The organism is Marinobacter persicus (assembly GCF_900114155.1).
Lineage (GTDB): Bacteria > Pseudomonadota > Gammaproteobacteria > Pseudomonadales > Oleiphilaceae > Marinobacter > Marinobacter persicus.
The window spans coordinates 23,695-40,398 of the sequence record NZ_FOSC01000012.1 but is presented as its reverse complement, the minus strand read 5'-3'; the positions used below and the strand labels follow the sequence as shown (position 1 = coordinate 40,398).

Sequence of the window (16,704 nt, the reverse complement as noted above, 5' to 3'; positions counted from 1 at the left end):
TCGCAGGGCGGCTCACCCAGTTTTGTCAAGTCAGAAAAAAGGCGGGATGATGCAGTGAAATGTTGCCAATGGAAGATATCTGAGGGAAAACTGCAGAGAAAATGAGCCAGACGGCTTTCCAGTTGTCGGTGGACCCGATAGTGGCAGTGCAGCAACGCTCGGTATTTCGACAGGGTAAAATCCGGCTTAAGCAGTTCCCGCATGATCGGCAGGCTCTCCAATTGCCGATGCTGGCATTGGGTGGCCTCTCTGAGATAGGGCAGGTACTTCACGCCCGTGTACTCCAGGGAAAAGAAATGGCCAGAGCGGGCCTTTTGCCCGCCCTGGTACCTGAAGGCTTACTTCTTCATTTCGGAAACGATCTTGAAGGTATCGTTTGCGATCACAAACTCTTCGTTGGTCGGAATCACGAAGATGCGTGAAGCGGAGCCGTTGGTGGCGATGTCACGGGCTTCCTTGGAACGCTTGTTGTTCTTGACCGGGTCGATCACCAGACCCATGGCGTCCAGACCGGCACAAACCTTTTCACGGATCAGTGCGGCGTTTTCACCGATACCACCGGTGAAGCACAGGGCATCGATACCGTCGAGCGCGGCCACGTAGGAGCCCACGTATTTCTTGATGTTGTAGGCGACCATGTCCACGGCCAGACGACAGCGGTCATCACCATTCTGCATGCCTTCGAGCACCTCGCGCAGGTCCGAGGACTTGCCGGAAATACCCAGGATGCCGGATTTCTTGTTCAACACGTTCAGTGCGTCATCGATGGTCAGGTTTTCCTGACGCATCATGTACTGCAGCGCACCGGCACCGATGTCGCCGGCACGGGTGCCCATCATCAGGCCCTGAACCGGAGTCAGGCCCATGGACGTGTCGATACACTCGCCGTTCTGAACGGCAGAAACGGAAGAGCCGTTACCCAGGTGACACACGATGATGCGGGTGTTGTGCTTCTTGTCCAGCATCTTGCGCGCTTCGTTGGACACGAAGTAGTGCGAGGTGCCGTGGAAGCCGTACTTGCGGATCTTGTGCTTGGCGTACTGGTCATACGGCAGCGCGTACATGTACGCGTAGTCCGGCATGGTCTGGTGGAACGCGGTGTCGAACACGGCCACGTTGGGCTTGCCCGGCATCAGCTCGCGGCAGATTTCCATGCCCATGATGTTGGCCGGGTTGTGCAGTGGCGCCAGCGGGATCAGGTCTTTCATTTCGTTGATCACCTCGTCGGTGACCAGCACAGACGCGGAGAACTTCTCGCCGCCGTGCACGGCGCGGTGGCCGATGGCTTCAATTTCATCGGTGGAGTCGATGACCTTGCCTTCACCACTGGTCAGGGTGCGCAGCACAGACTCGATGGCCTCTTTGTGAGTCGGCATATCGACGTCCATTTTCAGTTCACGGTCATCGCCGAATTCGTGCTTGAGCACGCCATCCAGGCCGATACGCTCGCAGATACCGGCAGCCAGGGTTTCAGCCGTCACCGGGTTCATCAACTGGTACTTCAGCGATGAGCTGCCCGCGTTAAGAATAAATACCAACATACTGTGTTTCCTCTGGATTTTTATAGTCTGTAAAAGAAAGCGTTACTTGACCTGGGTGGCGGTAATGGCAACCAGGTTGGCGATGTCGTCAACGGAGCAGCCACGGGACAGATCGTTCACCGGCTTGGCCAGACCCTGGATGATCGGGCCGTGGGCGGCGGCGCCGGAGAAGCGCTGAACCAGCTTGTAACCAATATTGCCGGACTGCAGGTCCGGGAAGACCAGCACGTTGGCGTGGCCGGCTACGTCGGAGCCCGGTGCTTTCTTGGCACCAATGGATTCAACAATCGCTGCGTCGGCCTGCAGTTCGCCATCGAACGGGAAATCCACATTGCGGTCGGCCATGAGATCAACGGCATACTGCACCTTGTCGACCAGCGGGTGCTTGGCACTGCCCTTGGTGGAGAAAGACAGCATGGCCACTTTCGGGTCGATACCCACCACGTTCTTGGCGGTGGCGGCGGTGGCGCAGGCGATATCCGCCAGCTGCTCGGCGTTCGGCTCGGGAATAACGGCGCAGTCGGCAAACAGGATCAGACCGTTCTCACCAAAGTTGCCGTCCACGGTTTCCATCACGAAGCAGGAAGACACGGTGTTAATGCCCGGGGCGGTTTTCACGACCTGGATAGCGGCCTTCAGAACATCGGCGGTGGGGGCGCTGGAACCAGCCACCAGGCCGTCGGCATCGCCCAGACGCACCATCATGCAACCGAAGAACCGCGGCTCGGTGGTCAGGATTTCGCGGGCTTCTTCCGGAGTCATGCCCTTTTTCTTGCGCAGCTCAACCAGCTCGTCTACGTATTTATCAAGATCAGCAAAGGTTTTCGGATCAATAATGGTCGCGCCTTCAATATTGGCGGTGCAGGAGGAGGCATCGGCCTTGATGGTGTCTTCGTTACCGATCAGAACCACTTTGGCTGTCTGCTCTTCGAGCACTTTTTCGGCCGCTTTCAGCACCCGCTCGTCTTCAGTTTCCGGCAGAACAATGGTCCGCAACTGAGACTTCGCTTTTTCCTTGATGCTTTTAATCAAACCCATGTGACTCACCCTTTCTCGTTTATATTTATGAAATGATAAAAACCAGAACCGCAACGCAGGGAGCTTTCGGCAGACAAAACAAAAACTGCCACCACCCGGCTAGTGATCGTGCCCAAGTGGTGCATCCCTTTTGGTAGATTTAACAGGTATAAGTACTAGAGAGCATAAACGGCCCTTTCTGGACCGGTCAACAGGTTCGAGGTAGTACATTAGGCCAATCGTCAATCGGGGTTTTCCGCATAACCGGCTGGTGGCACAGACCGGCAAATGTGATAACTTCGGCTCAGCCCCCGCACCACCGGAAACAACCAACACAAGCAGAGCCCGCAATGAGTGAAAAACCGGCCCGCATTACCCTGCCGCGCAAGCCACATTATGTGACCCTGGCGGCCGACATCGATTTCTTCGGCCTGTTCAAGAAGATCGAAAAACGCTTCGACAACTGCTTCATGCTGGAGTCACTGGGCGAAGAAAGCCACATGGCCCGCCACTCCATCATCGGTTTCGACCCGGAGCAGATCCTCTGGGCCACCGAGGGCGAACTGCACATCCAGGAACGCAATGGCGAGGTGAACAGCTACGCCAGCGACAACCCCTACTACCTGCTGCGCGAGATCGTGCCCCAGGACATCATCTCCCGGAAGTACGCCGGCGGGCTGACCGGTTACATCGGCTACGACTGCATGAACTACTTCGAGCCAACGCTGAAACTGCAGCACAGCGAGATGTTCGATGTGTTCCGGTTCGGGGTATTCAAGGACGGCCTGATTCTCGACAAGATGACCGGCGAAGTCATCTATTTCCATTACGATCACAGCCGTATGGCGCTGATCGAGGACATTCTTGCCGAACCCGCGGTGGCAAACGGCCCGCTGAAAGTCACCGCCAACGGCGAAACCATGAGCAAGGAAGAGCACGCCAAAGCGGTGATGAAGGTGAAACAGGACATCATCGACGGCAAGGTGTTCCAGTGCGAGGTGGGCTTCAAAAAACGCTTCCGCCTGGAAGGTGACACCATCAACCTGTACGAGCAGCTGCGCGAGGTGAACCCCTCGCCGCAGATGTACTACGTGAAGTTCGGTGACCAGAAGCTGATCGGCGCCAGCCCCGAGCTGCTGTTCCGCCTACGCCAGGGCGAAATGGAAACCTTCCCGCTGGCCGGCACCACCAAGCGCGGTGCCAACGACGTGGAAGACACCCAGTACGCCCGCACCCTGCTGAATGACCCGAAGGAAATCGCCGAACACAACATGATCGTTGACCTGCACCGCAACGACATCGGCCGGGTGGCGCGCTTCGGTACTGTTAAGGTGCGCAGCCTGATGGACATCAAGCGGTTCAGCCACGTTCAGCACATTTCCAGCGAAATCGTCGGCATTATTTCCGAAGATCACGACATGTTCTCGGCACTGGCGAGCAATTTCCCGGCCGGCACCCTGACCGGCGCACCCAAGATCGAGGCCATGAAGATCATCGACGACCTGGAGTGCGATGGCCGCGGCCCCTACGGCGGTGCCGTGGGCCACTTCTCGTTCAACGGTGACTGCACTTTCGCCATCCCCATCCGCACCGTGTTCGCCAAGGGCGAGGAAGCCTACGTGCAGACCTGCGGCGGCAACGTGTACGACTCCAACCCGGAGGATGAGTACGAGGAAATCCGGCGCAAATTCGCCGGCACCAAGAAGGTTCTGGACAAGTTCAGCGCGGAGGGCGAGGCATGAAGGTTTACATCATCGACAACTACGACTCCTTCACCTACAACCTCTACCAGTACATCGGTGAAATCCTGAGCACGGAACGCCACCGGGGCCGGCTGGAGCATTTCGAGATCGTGGTGAAGCGTAATAACCAGGTGACCCTGGAAGACGTCCGCGCCGCCGCACCGGACCGAATCATCATCTCCCCCGGTCCGGGCTCACCCGACGACCCGGCCTACTTTGGCGTGTGCGCCGAGGTGATCCGCGAACTGGGCCCCACCATTCCCCTTCTGGGCGTGTGCCTGGGCATGCAGGGCATTGTGCACGTGTTCGGCGGCAAGGTGGTGAAGGCCACCCTGCCCATGCACGGCAAAATCAGCCCCATCAGCCACACCGGCGAAGGCGTGTTCGCCAACACACCGGACCAGCTGGAAATCATGCGCTACCACTCACTGATGGCGGAGGCGGAAAGCTTCCCGGAATGCCTGAACGTGACCGCCGTGGTGGGCGATTTGCCGGTGCAAAGCTTCACTGATCATGAGCGCATCCATCAAGGTGGTGAGTTCGAGATCATGGGCGTGAAACACAAGCAGCACCCCATCCACGGCATCCAATTCCATCCCGAATCCTTTGCCACCGAAGGCGGCAAGGAACTGATTGCCAACTTCCTGTTTGACGCCTAATCTTTTCCGGGTTCACCCACGGCCGGCTCGTCGTCATCCGACGACTCATAGCCGGCCGCCTCGGTAATGGGTTCGCCCTCCTCGTCCTGCAGCTGGTAATCATAGGCCGCCTGCAGGCCGGTCTCCTCTTCCGGTTCTTCCTCCGGCTCGTACTCCAGATAACGCGGGTAAAGGGGCGACAGCATCGCCACCACCACACCGATAGCAGCGAAAACGGCAAAGCCATCGGCATAGCCGAGCGCATCCACCAGCCAGCCAACAATGGGCGATCCGGTTGCCTGGCCCAGCGAAACCGCCATAAACGGCAGCACCGGGCCCATGGACAAGCGGCCGGGCAGCAGGCGAATGCCCGTCATCAGGTACAGGCCGGTCAGGCTCATGTAAGCCAGGCCAAACACCAGCGCGGAGAACACCGCAATCACGATCTGCCCCGGGCTGGCCGCCAGCAGCGCCAGGCTGACCGACAGCATCATCAGCATCAGCGCCTGGGTAATGGGTGGGTTGTTGCGATCCGCCAGGTCTGCCACCACGGCACCGCCAAGGCCCGCAATGCCCACGCCGAGCCACAGCCAGCCGGTTGAGCCGGCAGGCAGGGCACCCAGCTCAGACGCCAGATCCGGCGCGAAAATCCAGTAAGCCGCGGAAACAAAGCCCATGGCAAAGGCAAACAGCGAGAGGCGGAACAGCTTCCACCATTGCTGGGCATCGATGGGCGGTTGCGCGGCGTTGGCCGGCGTTACCCGCGACACAGAGGGGATGAATATCCAGGTGGCCACCAGGCCCAACACCGCCAGCCCGGCAAACGCCATGTAGGCATGGCGCCATTCACCGGCCATGAACAACACTGCGGGCACAGACACCGCCACGCCCACACTGGTGCCCGCATTCATCACCGAACTGACCCGCCCGTGCACCGAGCGGTCCACCAGTGCCTGCATGGCCGCGGTGAGCGCCGGCATCATCAGCCCGGTACAGATACCGCAGGCAACCACGCCAATACCCAGCGAAATGGCGCCGGAGGCCTGGCTGATCAGCCCCAGCCCGACAGCGCCGAACACGCCGGAGGCCATGGCAGTATTGCGGGCACCCAGCCGCACGGCGGCCAACGGTGCCACCAGGGTGGCAAACACAAAACTGATCAATGGCAGGGCACCAATAATGCCCACCACATAGGAGGAGAGTGCCAGCTCATCACGAATGGGCGGTACAAACAGGCCAAAGGCGAAACGCGCCAGCCCGTAGCTGATTGCGATCAGCGCGGCACCCAACAGGGCAAATGTGGTGCTGGAAGGACTCTTCACGCCACCTCCGCCTGACGGCCATTGTGGAGTTGGAACCGGCCAACATTAAGAATACCGGCCCTACAGAGTGTGGCAGCAGTCCCCGGAAGTTCTCAAGCTGCCCGGCGAAATAGCCGACTGCTTCCGTTAGCCCCCCTAGGATGAGGACAAGCAGCGCATGGTGACTTATCGGGAGGCTGAAGGCGGCTAACCTACCTTGAAAATAGCGGTTCTGTCCCCATATAGGACGTAGTTCGATGCCTTCCTTCGCTAGGCGTCTTTTCTTCTGCGTGCAACCACCTCCGGGACAGAACACTATGGGAACCCTTCAAAAACCGTTTCGACAGCGGACTGTCTGGCAGCTGACATCACTGATGGCACTGGTTTTATTACTCAGTGGCTGTGGAATCAACAACATCCCCACCTACGACGAGCAGGTAACCTCCGCCTGGGCCCAGGTGGAAAACCAGTACCAGCGCCGCGCCGATCTGATTCCCAACCTGGTGGAAACCGTCAAAGGCTTCGCGGCCCAGGAGCAGGAAACCCTGACCGCCGTTATTGAAGCGCGTTCCAAGGCCACCTCGATTCAGGTGGACGAGAGCATTCTGGAGAATCCCAAGAAACTGCAGCAGTTCCAGCAGGCCCAGGGCGAGCTGAGCAGTGCGCTGAGCCGCCTGATGGCGGTGTCTGAACGTTACCCGGACCTGAAATCAAACCAGAACTTCCTGGCCCTGCAATCACAACTTGAAGGCACTGAAAACCGGATTGCCGTCGCCCGCCGGGATTTCATTCAGGCGGTGGAGCGCTATAACACCGAACTGCGCACCTTCCCGGGCAAGATCTGGCACAGCATTCTGTACAGCGATCTGGAGCCCCGCGCCAACTTTGAAGCCACCACGGACAATGCGGAAGACGCACCAGCGGTGGACTTCTGATGGTTGTATTGCCGCGCAAAAGTCTGCTGCTGACGTTACTGCTGTTGCTCCCGACCACCGTCTGGGCCCAGTCAACGCCGGAATTTCCGGAGCTGACCGGCCGGGTGGTCGACCGGGCCGACATGCTCTCTCCACAAGTGGAAACACGCCTGACCCAGATGCTTGAAGCCCACGAACAGGCCAGCACCGAACAGGTTGTGGTGGTTACCCTGCCCAACCTGCAGGGTTATCCCATTGAGGATTTCGGCTATCAACTGGGCCGGCACTGGGGTATTGGTCAGGAAGGAGAGGACAACGGCGCCCTGCTGATCGTGGCCGAGGAAGAGCGCGCCATTCGCATCGAAGTGGGTTATGGCCTGGAAGGCCGGCTTACCGATGCCCAATCCTCGGTGATCATCAACCAGGCCATCAGCCCGGCTTTCCGCCAGGGTAATTTTGAAGCCGGCATCTTCAACGGCGCTGCGGCCATGATCCAGGTGCTCGGCGGCGAGCCCCTCGCGGTTCCCCAGGGTCAGCAGTCACCCCGTGCTGCCCAGGAAAAGCCCAATGCCGGCCTGGTGGGGCTGATATTCCTCGGCATGCTCGGCGTGGTGTTCTTTATCGGTAGTCGCGGTGGCCGTGGCGGGCGCGGTGGCGCTGCCCTGGTCGGCGCGGCGCTGCTCGGTGCCGCCATGGGCGGTCGTGGTGGCGGTGGCGGCTTCGGCGGCGGTGGTTTTGGCGGCGGCGGAGGCGGCTTCGGCGGTGGCGGTGCTTCCGGTGGCTGGTAATTCCGCTTTGGTATCCGCGCGCGCTGAATCCTCTCACCTGCATATGAGAATCACAGAATCATGACATTACTAAGCAAAACCGATCAGGAAGCCGTAACCGCTGCCATCAACGAGGTAGAGCGGCACACCGACGCCGAACTGGTCACTGTACTGACGGCCCAGTCCGACAATTACAGCTATATTCCCCTGCTCTGGGCCGGCATCCTGGCGCTACTGGTACCGGGTATTGCCAACTACTTCGGTAGCTGGTTCGGAGCCGACGTGCTGTTGCTGGTTCAGTGGGGTGTTTTCATCGTACTCAGCCTGCTGTTCAAAATGCCCAGCATCAACACCCGGCTGATTCCCCGGCAGGTGCGTTACTGGCGAGCCTCCAACCTGGCACGGCGCCAGTTCCTGGAGCAGAGCCTGCACCATACCGAAGGCGGCACCGGCATGCTGATCTTCGTCTCGGAGGCGGAACGCTATGTGGAGATTCTGGTGGATCAGGGCATTGCCGACGTTCTGGACAACCAGGTGTGGGAAGACATAGTGGCGGACTTCACCGCCAAGGTGCACCAGGGCCAGACCCGGCAGGGCTTTCTGGACTGCATTGAAGCCTGCGGCAAGCTCCTCAAAGAGCACGTACCGGCGACTCACGAGCGCAATGAGCTGCCCAATCACCTGGTGATTCTGCCGTAATAGCAACGGCGGCTGGTTATTGGTCACCGCCAGTCATCAAAGAGCACCGGATGGTCATTTACTCATCAAGTAATCCGCTACCGCCTGATAGGCGGGCAGCGAGGTCGGGTCAATCCGGGCATTTTTCGCCACGGGAAACGATGCCAACCTGACAATCACCATATCGGCGGTCGGGTCCACATAGATGGTTTGCCCATGCACACCCCGTGCAGCGAAAGCTCCGTGTTCATTATGCAAAAGCCACCACATGCTCCGGTAACTTCCACCCTCCAGAGTGTTATAACCGGCCTTGGCAAATACCTCCTTGTCGCCACCCGCCCGAATGTTTTCAGTGACCTTTTCAGGAAACAGCTGCTCGCCATTCAGTTTGCCGTCGTTCAGCATCAGCAGCCCAATACGCCCCAGATCCCGTAAACCAGCACTCAGTCCGCCGCCAGCAAACGGGGTGCCCTTGGCGTCCACCGTCATGTAGCCGTCCTGCTCGGCGCCCATCTGGCTCCACAGCCGCTCGGAAAGCAGTTGCGCAACGCTCTTGTCCGTCACTCGAGAGATAATCCAGCCCAGTGCATCCGTATTGATGGTCCGGTAACCGAAGGCTTCGCCATGAACGCCATCCTGTTTCACGGTTTGCAGGTATTCAAAGTAACCGTTGGGGCCCTCATAGCCCTCGGGTTTGGGCAATGGGCTCGCCGCCTTTGAATAGAGCCAGATGTCCGCTTCCGGATCAGCGTAGTCTTCGCTGTAATCCAGCGCCGTGGTCATGTCCATCACCTGGCGCACCGTCGCGCTCCCGAAGGCGCTGTCCACCAGCTCCGGAACAATGGCCGAAACCTGCGCGGTGTCGTCCAGTTGCCCCTCGACCACCAGAATCTCCGCCAGCAGTCCGGTCATGGATTTTGTCATCGACATGGCGGCATGCTTGCCAGTTTCGTCCAGGCAACCGGAGTAGTGTTCGTAAACCACCCGGCCCTCATGCAGGATGAGCATGCCATCGGTGTAGTTCGCCGAGAGCGACTCTTCCCAGGTCATCGGTTCCCCGCCGCCCATGGGCGTAAAGGTCACCGCATCAATACCATCATCGAGTGCATATTCCAGCGGCACCGGTGCGCCAATGCCCCGGCTCACCTGCCTGGTGGGCATCAATTCCCGGATGTGGCAGACTGTCCAGCGCATTTTTGGGAAGCTGAAGAAATCCGATTCGGGCTGCATGATTAGTTTTTCAGGTGGCGGCGGGAAGCCCGTCATCCAGCCCAATTGCCGGGGGTCCGATGCTTCGGCGCTCATATAGGAATCCGTTTGAGCGCAGGCTGGCGCCGCAGGGCCCAATGCGGCGAGAAATCCTGCAAGCAGGGGGAGTGCGATGGGAGTCAGGCGCTTCATGGTGCTTCCTCTTGGCCCGTCCGGGCCCTTAGCCAATCCTTGTTTGCGCTGATCGAATCAGCGCTCCAGCCCGTGAAGTATAGTCTTCACAAACGGCGCCTTGCGCTTTACGTACACATCCTGATCATCCACGCCTTCAGCCAGAATTGCTATTTTCTCGCGTTCATAGTCCGCGCGAACCTGTGGATTGGCCAGCAGGTAATCCCGGTAGGCGCGTTGGCGTTGGTGTTCCTCGGAATCCCTTTGAATCACATGGGCGTGAATCAGGTACTTTCGGCCTTCAAACAGCACTGCGCCATCCTTGCGCGGGCGCTCCGGGGGGAAGGGCTTGGTGGATACCTGGTCCTGAAAGCCCAGTGTTTTGAGGTGATCAACCGCCGCCTGCAACCGGCCTTCGGGGTATAGCACCGACAGATCAATGATGCCCTTGCCACCAACCCTGGCGGAGGTGGAGCCGAAGTGCATCACCTCCATCTCATCCGTTTCAATAAACCGAATCAGCGCCTGGGCGACGGCCAGATAGGTTTCCGTCCAGGGTTTGAATTCGGCCCTTACCTTCTCATACGGCAGGATTTCCATGAACCACACGCTCCTTTCTTACAACCTGCCTCGCAATTTGGCACCCGTACCGCAGCCAATATCAGCCACTTTCAAAGGCGCGGCGGCTGCATATCACCGGTGACAAAACCACAGCAAAGCAGAGGGGTTTGGCATCCGGTGCTTGGCCTAGTGTCCCGTCTGGTTAATTCGTTGACCTACTGAGCCACTGAGAGCGTTGAGAGCAAGGCGTGCTAATGAAGGTATGGTGGTTCCATATCGAATTAGCGCAACGCGGCTATCAACGCTCTCAGTGGCTCCCGAAGGGCGTAGCTCTGGGATTCCTGGCCGGTGTTGCCAGCGCTTGATGTGGCACCACCACACCTGCACACTGGCGCCTTGGCCAGGAACCCCAGAGCTACGCAGTAGATCAGCGAATTAACCAGACGGGACACTAGTTGAACCTCTCGTGGGTCAGTGAAGCTGATTAAAAATTTCGGGATGCTGCTCAGCAATACGCAGAAGCGCAACCGCAGGACCCTGTGGCTCACGCCGACCCTGCTCCCAGTCCTGAAGGGTTCGCACACTCACACCCATTAGGCCGGCAAATGCTGACTGCGACATGTGCAATTTCAGCCTGATCACTTTGGGTGGTGAGGGTTCTGAAAGCTCATGGGTTCGTAGAGCTAGTTTGCCTTTCTTGAACTGTTTGATTTCATTGATACCGTCAAGTATCTCTGCCCCAAGGTTCCTGTTACCCATTTTTGATTGCCTCCGCTATCTGCTTGAGCATATGGCCAGGAATGCTGGCGCGCTCTGATTTACTGTACAGCGTGAGCATCCATATCTCGTGGTCAGACTTCTTCCAGTAGTAAATGGCTCTGATACCACCGCTCTTCCCGGAACCCGCTGGTGCCCATCGAACCTTACGAACACCGCCTGAGCCCTTTATAAGGTCGCCCACATCCGGCTTCTGCAGAAGATACGTTTGAAGCCCACGGTATTCCTCATCCGTGAGGTAATTCGGCAATAGCTTGGTGAACGTTGAAGTCTCGATGAATAGCATTCTCAAAATATACGGCGATGCCGTATATATATCAAGAGTATCGCCTGAAGCATTTAGTAGGCATCATTGCTGCCCCGGAATGCCCCGGATAGCTTACTAAGAACAAACTTCAAAAGCCCTCTACCCTACTCACAACCAGCCCCGCAATTTGGCGGCAAGGTAAGGCGCCACCGCCGTGACTGCAAGCACCACGGGCCAGAGGTTACCGCCCTTGAAGGAGTAGGCTTCCAGCATCACCGGCCAGGACTTGCCCTGCCAGAGTCCAAAGGAGAATTCGAACACCAGGGTCAGCGCCAGCCAGCCAAAGCCCACCAGCCAGTATTGGATTGGGGAGCCGGGCTTTAACCAGGGAAGCGACAGGTAAGCTATGCCCAGAATCAGCGCCGACAACAACAAGCCGCTGAATACCAATGCGGCGGGAGTACCAAGCCTGGGCATGAGAACAAACTCACGCAGAAAACCGTTGGCCATGGCCAGCATCAGAATCACGACCCAGATAACCAGTGCCTTGAGGGCAAGCGAGACCGTCATGGTTGTGTCAGCCCTGGTGACGCTCACGCAACAGTGCGTAGACCTCATACACCGCTGCTATTTTCTGTTCATCAACAGACAAGTCTTTCGCATGGCCCTGCTCCAGCCGCTCCATCAGCTCCGGTGGCGCATTACGCTGCAGCCAGCCCTCCACCACACGCAACAACGCCCGCTCATCCGGCCCGCCAATGTTCGGCCAGTACATGTAAGGCACCAGTTCCGGGTTGCGCATGTAGAACGCCGGGTACACCTCCGGCTCAAAGTCTTCACTGGCGCGGAAGCCAAACATGAACGGATCGCCCGCGTTATCCACAAAGGTGGCCGACACCGAGCCTGCCTCGGTGGTAATGCTGGCCTCACGGAGGGTAATCGGCTGCTCCAGGTCTGGCAGCGCGGTGATGTAATACTGGAACACGATGCCGACGAACAGCAGAAGAATCAGAGTGGCCAGGGCGATGGACTTTTTCATGAACGGGTCAAAGCTCGGTTTGGGTGGGTTTCAGGCATCGGACTTTTTCGCAATGTACACGCCATAGCTGACGAACGCTTTGTATTTTTCGTAGAGCTCGATTTCATGCTGCTCGGCCTCAACGATGGCACGAGCTTCGTCACTGTTGCCATGGCGTTCCAGAAACCCCTGAAAATCCGCCTGCATGGGCCGGTAATAATTGGCCAGCCAGCAGTGTTCGGGCAATAGAAAATAGCCCACCGGAGAATAACCGTTGTCCTCCAGAACCTTCATTTTCGCCGAGGCGGTATCGACTTCGGGGTATTCATTATCCCAATGCTGCTGAAGTTCCGCCGGGCGCATGCCAGTGGTCCAGGTAAGTTCCGAGGCAACCAACACACCGCCGGGCTTGAGGTAACGCTTCCAATCCGAAACGCCCTTCTGGAACCCGATGTTGTAGATCGCGCCTTCGGACCAGATCACGTCAAACGCCTCGTCCTCAAACGGAAGTTCGTCCATGGACGCACACACCGGCGTGATCTTTTCCTCAAGCCCTTCCCGCCGGGCCCGGGTTTCCAGCTCGTCCAGAAACGCCTGAAGAAAATCGACCGCCGTGATCTCGGCGTTCAGCATGCGGGCCAGTGTTAGCGCGGAGGCACCCGTACCGCAACCGATATCGGCCACTTTCAAGGGCGCGGCGCGGCTCAGGCCCGCAAGATCCAAGGCTCGTTCGGTCTCGGCATCGCCTCCCGGGCCCTGGCGGTTGGCGTGTTTATGGAGATCGATCAGTAGCTGGAGTTCGTCCATTCTCATTTCCTTAACGGTTTTGACCGTACCGTTTTAAACCAGAACAGTTTAAAGCCATCGCCGCGCGTGAGCGATCACCGCATGGGCGGGTAACACGGTAAATCCCAGCCCCAGGCTAACCGGCTCGAGAATCAACCCGATCCGGTTGGAAAACCCCTTTTTCGGAAACATTCTGGAAATCTACAGCCACAGCTACGAGCTGATTTACAGCGAGGACGCCTACTGAGGCCAGCACGGGTTTTACCAAAGTGTGGCATTCAGGGGTAAACTACAAGACGTTTTACGCCTGACGACCCTCTGAAAAAGACCGTAGGAAATCCAACATGCTGAAAGTGCGAACGCTGTCGCCTGTGCGATCGCCCATTAGTGCAGACAGCGAGCGTCGCGCTGCGGATGCCCTGAAGCAAATGGCGGAGGCCGGCTGCGATGCCGGTGCCCCGCTCAATCTGTTGCCCGAAACAGACACTCTCAGGCGCTTTGAATGGCCTTGGACAAACGGTTACGGAACACTTGAGCACGATAACCTGCCGGCGTTCTTCCAACCGTTCGCCTGTTACTCGGTGGCAATGGATGACACGCCCCTGCCTGCCGACATCGGCGAGCTTCTGGCCGACAACGGCGGCGTGATCGAGCACTGTCACCTGTACCTTTACGATGACACGGTCGCCCTGCTGCAGCTGGACGTAGCCTTTGACACCCGCGAACCAGGTCTTGTTGAGTTGCTTGCTGGACACCGCCTCGACGGTGCGCTCTCCCGGCTGGCCAAATGGGTCTACAAGCACACGGTGTACCCGACATTCCACCAGTACGCGCTTGGGTTCGACAAGCGCAAACGGTACAAAGACGCCGGCGCCGTGTCGTATCTTCGAGATCCGAAAAAGTTGACGGTGTTTCGGGATGTGTCGTTCGATTCACCGGACGCACCAGACACCTATGTGCTCTGGACCGGCCGATACGTGGTAACGCAGCCAAGCGCCCTGAACGGTCCGCTTGGCGACAGCTTGCGGCTGTGGGCCTCGTACACTGGCTCGCCGGAGGCATTGCTGGAGGCCAGACAATTTGTGGGCTCAGGCAACATCCTGGCAGTTGCGGACGATGTGGAGTCCCAGGCGAACAACTGGCTTCGCGGTCTGTCCGTCTGCCAGCTCTACAACGCCGTGTTATCGATATACGGCGGCATCCTGAAATCCAGTTATTCGGAGCTCAACGACATTGCGGGCTCGCGGCGCCGCAGTAAAGATTTGCACCGGCTGATGACGGACATTACGAAGACCCTGGACCACCTGGAATTCACTCGCCTTGAATTCAATGAAGCCATCATCGGGGTTCAGGCCGAACGAGCCAAGGTGGTCAGGGCTACGTATGCGGCCTGGAATCTGGGCGAGCTGATTGAGGGCTCCCTGGAGCGTACCGGCTTGATTCGCTCCAAAATCTCCCGCCTGCTGGAAGCCCGGAAGAGCCAGCTCGATCGTTCGGTGGAATTGATTCTTGCCGGTATCGGTGGCGTCGCCGTTATTGATCTGTTTATTTCGTTGACGACCGCCTCCCGGGGCCTGGAGCGTGATGACATTCCCGGGGTGCTGGATGTGTTCGAATGGCTCCAGCCCGATGGCTCCATTGCGTTGTCCACGACCATTCTTGTACTGATCTCGTTCTACATCTATCTGGCCAAGCGCTGATGAAAAGGAGTTTGCCATGACGGGCAATGAAAGAAGTCGTTTTCTGGTCATTCTGTCGGCAGAGCCGGAACAGGTGCCCCTGGCGAGTGAGCGGATCGCCCGGCAGCTTTCCCGGAAGTTTGGGGGCGCGACGGTGATGGGAGGCCATGATAATGCCTGGCTGACCGGCTACTGGGCCGAAGATGGCCACGCCTTCAAAGGCGAGTACGAGGGCAACGTTCACAAAGAATCCGTGTTCGCTGTCATGCTGATGGTGATGCCAGACGAGGAAGCGCGGGCCTATGCTGAAATTCAGAAGGCCGTGAGGCAGGCGGCGTCCGATTTTGGGCTGAACAGCCGCCACATTCACGTGGAGGTAAGCGCCGTGCGATCACGGCACTTTGATCTTCAGGGTGTAACGCCCGACTGAGTAACTTCGGGCCTGCCCTTGGACCGGGTGCTACTCGGTTTCGGCAGCTTCGTTCAGCAGTTCCGGTTTTTTAAGTGCCCGGGTGAACAACTCCTTTTCTTCCGCAATGGCCAGGGCGCATTGCTCTGCCAACTCTTCAGACAGCCCCCCGACCTTGCGCTGCAGGAAGGTGATAATCTCTTCGGAAAGTTCCAGAACCTTGTCCCGGGCATCGGCTTCTGCTTTGGACGCAAACAACATTTTGTCCGGGTTTTTCAGTGCCATGTCCAGTCCGTCCCTCTCGGAATAGTAGAGTGCTTTTACGCCCATGATATGCCATCGCCTCCGGGGTCATGATGGTTGGTAAAACCGTTAATGAAAGCGCAGCCTATCACAAATACTGAATATTTATACAGTATTCTGATTCGTTATTCTGTCCTCTTTTGCTGTTCCAGCGCCGGGGCTTTCACCGTTTTATTCTAAACAGCAAATTGATGCGACGACTGAGGCCACGCAGGGCTGGCCGGCTGAGGATCTGATCAAGGGAATGATGAGTGCTGGTCAGGTTTTGACTGCACCAGAGAATATGCAGCCCTCACCTGAATCATCGCTATTTTTGCATCCTCCGGATTCAGGCCATGCTTGCGCAGCTGAGGCATTACCAAACGGCCAACCTGCTTGCACCTGGACCGGGCAATACCGTGCTTGCTGAACACATCGGCAATGGCTTGCGGTTTGGCATCGCGATCAGCTTTCAACAAGGCTCCGATCTCACGGGCACAGGCTTGCTCAGCGGGGTCTGTGTTCTGTTTATTCCACCAGACGGCAACTGCCACGAAGATTACAAAAACACCGACAATAAGGAGTTCTGTCATCTAAGCTAGTCCAAGTTCGACGAGTGTTTCATCACGCCCGCAATCACCCGCTTGTCGCGTAGATTTCATTGTTATGCTACCTGAACGAAAATATACCAATTATTGGTACTAGTGAGGCGGCGCCATGCAAAAGAACACCAGCATCACTCTAGGCCAACATTTTGATGCGTTCATTGCAGAACAGCTCAAGAATGGCCGATACAGCTCAACCAGCGAGGTTGTTCGTGCAGGCTTACGCCTGCTTGAAGAATCCGAAACCCGCTTGACCACGCTCCGCAAACTGCTCAAGGAAGGCGAGGATAGTGGTTTTGAGGACTACTCCTATGACTCACTTATTCGTGAACTGGACAACGAAGGACACTGATACCGAATTT

At 57.8% G+C, this 16,704-nt stretch carries 20 protein-coding genes and 2 pseudogenes; 8 read left to right on the top strand and 14 right to left on the bottom strand.

All coding sequences use genetic code 11. The annotated features are described in order from the left end of the window. Positions 1-35: 35 nt before the first annotated feature. The 3 genes and pseudogenes from BMZ63_RS15315 to pta form a co-directional block, all read right to left on the bottom strand. Positions 36-272: pseudogene (locus BMZ63_RS15315) on the bottom strand (biliverdin-producing heme oxygenase); the annotation flags it as partial. Positions 273-338: 66 nt separating this feature from the next. Continuing rightward, positions 339-1,541: an acetate/propionate family kinase gene (locus BMZ63_RS13395; protein WP_091706255.1), complete on the bottom strand. Its 1,203-nt coding sequence runs from the start codon at positions 1,539-1,541 to the stop codon at positions 339-341. A 42-nt stretch (positions 1,542-1,583) separates the two neighbouring features. Then, entirely contained in the window at positions 1,584-2,579 is a 996-nt protein-coding gene (gene pta / locus BMZ63_RS13390) for a phosphate acetyltransferase (protein WP_091706253.1), read from the bottom strand. A 329-nt stretch (positions 2,580-2,908) separates the two neighbouring features. Between pta and BMZ63_RS13385 the strand changes: the two genes are divergently transcribed. Continuing rightward, positions 2,909-4,300, top strand: a complete 1,392-nt coding sequence (locus BMZ63_RS13385; RefSeq protein WP_091706251.1) for an anthranilate synthase component I family protein — start codon at positions 2,909-2,911, stop codon at positions 4,298-4,300. After that, positions 4,297-4,959 (top strand): anthranilate synthase component II, encoded by a 663-nt coding sequence (locus BMZ63_RS13380; RefSeq protein WP_091706249.1) that lies wholly within the window; start codon positions 4,297-4,299, stop codon positions 4,957-4,959. Before BMZ63_RS13385 ends, BMZ63_RS13380 begins: the two co-directional genes overlap by 4 nt. Here BMZ63_RS13380 and BMZ63_RS13375 read toward each other — a convergent pair. Next, positions 4,956-6,260 (bottom strand): MFS transporter, encoded by a 1,305-nt coding sequence (locus tag BMZ63_RS13375; protein WP_091706248.1) that lies wholly within the window; start codon positions 6,258-6,260, stop codon positions 4,956-4,958. The two genes, BMZ63_RS13380 and BMZ63_RS13375, sit on opposite strands and share 4 nt — an antisense overlap. 353 nt (positions 6,261-6,613) lie before the next feature. Between BMZ63_RS13375 and BMZ63_RS13370 the strand changes: the two genes are divergently transcribed. From BMZ63_RS13370 to BMZ63_RS13360, 3 genes are read left to right on the top strand one after another with little or no spacing between them, the layout of a single operon-like run. Further along, complete coding sequence (locus tag BMZ63_RS13370; RefSeq protein ID WP_091706417.1) at positions 6,614-7,174, top strand: LemA family protein; 561 nt, start codon at positions 6,614-6,616, stop codon at positions 7,172-7,174. Further along, complete coding sequence (locus BMZ63_RS13365; protein WP_091706246.1) at positions 7,174-7,941, top strand: TPM domain-containing protein; 768 nt, start codon at positions 7,174-7,176, stop codon at positions 7,939-7,941. Before BMZ63_RS13370 ends, BMZ63_RS13365 begins: the two co-directional genes overlap by 1 nt. A 60-nt stretch (positions 7,942-8,001) precedes the next feature. Next, positions 8,002-8,619, top strand: coding sequence for a TPM domain-containing protein (locus BMZ63_RS13360; RefSeq protein WP_091706244.1), 618 nt, complete (start codon positions 8,002-8,004; stop codon positions 8,617-8,619). A 54-nt stretch (positions 8,620-8,673) separates the two neighbouring features. Here BMZ63_RS13360 and BMZ63_RS13355 read toward each other — a convergent pair whose 3' ends face one another. From BMZ63_RS13355 to BMZ63_RS15180, 8 genes and pseudogenes are all read right to left on the bottom strand, one after another. After that, positions 8,674-9,999 (bottom strand): serine hydrolase domain-containing protein, encoded by a 1,326-nt coding sequence (locus tag BMZ63_RS13355; protein WP_177187086.1) that lies wholly within the window; start codon positions 9,997-9,999, stop codon positions 8,674-8,676. Positions 10,000-10,056: 57 nt separating this feature from the next. Beyond that, positions 10,057-10,578: a GrpB family protein gene (locus tag BMZ63_RS13350; protein WP_177187085.1), complete on the bottom strand. Its 522-nt coding sequence runs from the start codon at positions 10,576-10,578 to the stop codon at positions 10,057-10,059. 242 nt (positions 10,579-10,820) lie between these two features. After that, positions 10,821-10,991 carry a hypothetical protein gene (locus tag BMZ63_RS14990; RefSeq protein WP_177187084.1) on the bottom strand — a complete coding sequence of 57 codons (171 nt, stop codon included), beginning with the start codon at positions 10,989-10,991 and terminating at the stop codon, positions 10,821-10,823. 19 nt (positions 10,992-11,010) lie between these two features. Continuing rightward, on the bottom strand, positions 11,011-11,298 hold the full coding sequence (locus tag BMZ63_RS13345; protein WP_091706241.1) for a helix-turn-helix domain-containing protein: 288 nt from the start codon (positions 11,296-11,298) through the stop codon (positions 11,011-11,013). Between the two features lie 433 nt (positions 11,299-11,731). After that, entirely contained in the window at positions 11,732-12,133 is a 402-nt protein-coding gene (locus BMZ63_RS13335) for a hypothetical protein (protein ID WP_091706238.1), read from the bottom strand. Between the two features lie 7 nt (positions 12,134-12,140). After that, on the bottom strand, positions 12,141-12,602 hold the full coding sequence (locus BMZ63_RS13330) for a hypothetical protein (RefSeq protein ID WP_091706236.1): 462 nt from the start codon (positions 12,600-12,602) through the stop codon (positions 12,141-12,143). 30 nt (positions 12,603-12,632) lie between these two features. Continuing rightward, positions 12,633-13,388, bottom strand: a complete 756-nt coding sequence (locus BMZ63_RS13325) for a class I SAM-dependent methyltransferase (protein WP_091706235.1) — start codon at positions 13,386-13,388, stop codon at positions 12,633-12,635. A gap of 69 nt (positions 13,389-13,457) precedes the next feature. Then, positions 13,458-13,565, bottom strand: a pseudogene (locus BMZ63_RS15180) (LysR family transcriptional regulator); the annotation flags it as partial. A 146-nt stretch (positions 13,566-13,711) separates the two neighbouring features. On the opposite strand from BMZ63_RS15180, the gene BMZ63_RS13315 reads away from it, so the two are divergent. Further along, positions 13,712-15,067, top strand: coding sequence for a hypothetical protein (locus BMZ63_RS13315; protein WP_091706232.1), 1,356 nt, complete (start codon positions 13,712-13,714; stop codon positions 15,065-15,067). Positions 15,068-15,083: 16 nt separating this feature from the next. Beyond that, positions 15,084-15,476, top strand: coding sequence for a hypothetical protein (locus BMZ63_RS13310; protein WP_091706230.1), 393 nt, complete (start codon positions 15,084-15,086; stop codon positions 15,474-15,476). Positions 15,477-15,506: 30 nt separating this feature from the next. Here the strand turns inward: BMZ63_RS13310 and BMZ63_RS13305 are convergent, their stop codons facing one another. Then, complete coding sequence (locus BMZ63_RS13305; protein ID WP_091706228.1) at positions 15,507-15,785, bottom strand: YebG family protein; 279 nt, start codon at positions 15,783-15,785, stop codon at positions 15,507-15,509. Positions 15,786-15,994: 209 nt separating this feature from the next. Next, positions 15,995-16,330 (bottom strand): hypothetical protein, encoded by a 336-nt coding sequence (locus BMZ63_RS13300; RefSeq protein WP_091706226.1) that lies wholly within the window; start codon positions 16,328-16,330, stop codon positions 15,995-15,997. 124 nt (positions 16,331-16,454) lie between these two features. On the opposite strand from BMZ63_RS13300, the gene BMZ63_RS13295 reads away from it, so the two are divergent. Next, positions 16,455-16,694: a type II toxin-antitoxin system ParD family antitoxin gene (locus BMZ63_RS13295; protein WP_091706225.1), complete on the top strand. Its 240-nt coding sequence runs from the start codon at positions 16,455-16,457 to the stop codon at positions 16,692-16,694. The last annotated feature ends 10 nt before the right edge of the window (positions 16,695-16,704 follow it).

What these genes read in the sequence shown, in the direction of transcription:
- BMZ63_RS13395 (WP_091706255.1), bottom strand. Translation starts at nt 1,541, where the DNA reads ATGTTGGTATTTATTCTTAACGCGGGCAGCTCATCGCTGAAGTACCAG.
- pta (WP_091706253.1), bottom strand. Translation starts at nt 2,579, where the DNA reads ATGGGTTTGATTAAAAGCATCAAGGAAAAAGCGAAGTCTCAGTTGCGG.
- BMZ63_RS13385 (WP_091706251.1), top strand. Translation starts at nt 2,909, where the DNA reads ATGAGTGAAAAACCGGCCCGCATTACCCTGCCGCGCAAGCCACATTAT.
- BMZ63_RS13380 (WP_091706249.1), top strand. Translation starts at nt 4,297, where the DNA reads ATGAAGGTTTACATCATCGACAACTACGACTCCTTCACCTACAACCTC.
- BMZ63_RS13370 (WP_091706417.1), top strand. Translation starts at nt 6,614, where the DNA reads ATGGCACTGGTTTTATTACTCAGTGGCTGTGGAATCAACAACATCCCC.
- BMZ63_RS13365 (WP_091706246.1), top strand. Translation starts at nt 7,174, where the DNA reads ATGGTTGTATTGCCGCGCAAAAGTCTGCTGCTGACGTTACTGCTGTTG.
- BMZ63_RS13360 (WP_091706244.1), top strand. Translation starts at nt 8,002, where the DNA reads ATGACATTACTAAGCAAAACCGATCAGGAAGCCGTAACCGCTGCCATC.
- BMZ63_RS13355 (WP_177187086.1), bottom strand. Translation starts at nt 9,999, where the DNA reads ATGAAGCGCCTGACTCCCATCGCACTCCCCCTGCTTGCAGGATTTCTC.
- BMZ63_RS13350 (WP_177187085.1), bottom strand. Translation starts at nt 10,578, where the DNA reads ATGGAAATCCTGCCGTATGAGAAGGTAAGGGCCGAATTCAAACCCTGG.
- BMZ63_RS13345 (WP_091706241.1), bottom strand. Translation starts at nt 11,298, where the DNA reads ATGGGTAACAGGAACCTTGGGGCAGAGATACTTGACGGTATCAATGAA.
- BMZ63_RS13335 (WP_091706238.1), bottom strand. Translation starts at nt 12,133, where the DNA reads ATGACGGTCTCGCTTGCCCTCAAGGCACTGGTTATCTGGGTCGTGATT.
- BMZ63_RS13330 (WP_091706236.1), bottom strand. Translation starts at nt 12,602, where the DNA reads ATGAAAAAGTCCATCGCCCTGGCCACTCTGATTCTTCTGCTGTTCGTC.
- BMZ63_RS13325 (WP_091706235.1), bottom strand. Translation starts at nt 13,388, where the DNA reads ATGGACGAACTCCAGCTACTGATCGATCTCCATAAACACGCCAACCGC.
- BMZ63_RS13315 (WP_091706232.1), top strand. Translation starts at nt 13,712, where the DNA reads ATGCTGAAAGTGCGAACGCTGTCGCCTGTGCGATCGCCCATTAGTGCA.
- BMZ63_RS13310 (WP_091706230.1), top strand. Translation starts at nt 15,084, where the DNA reads ATGACGGGCAATGAAAGAAGTCGTTTTCTGGTCATTCTGTCGGCAGAG.
- BMZ63_RS13305 (WP_091706228.1), bottom strand. Translation starts at nt 15,785, where the DNA reads ATGGGCGTAAAAGCACTCTACTATTCCGAGAGGGACGGACTGGACATG.
- BMZ63_RS13300 (WP_091706226.1), bottom strand. Translation starts at nt 16,330, where the DNA reads ATGACAGAACTCCTTATTGTCGGTGTTTTTGTAATCTTCGTGGCAGTT.
- BMZ63_RS13295 (WP_091706225.1), top strand. Translation starts at nt 16,455, where the DNA reads ATGCAAAAGAACACCAGCATCACTCTAGGCCAACATTTTGATGCGTTC.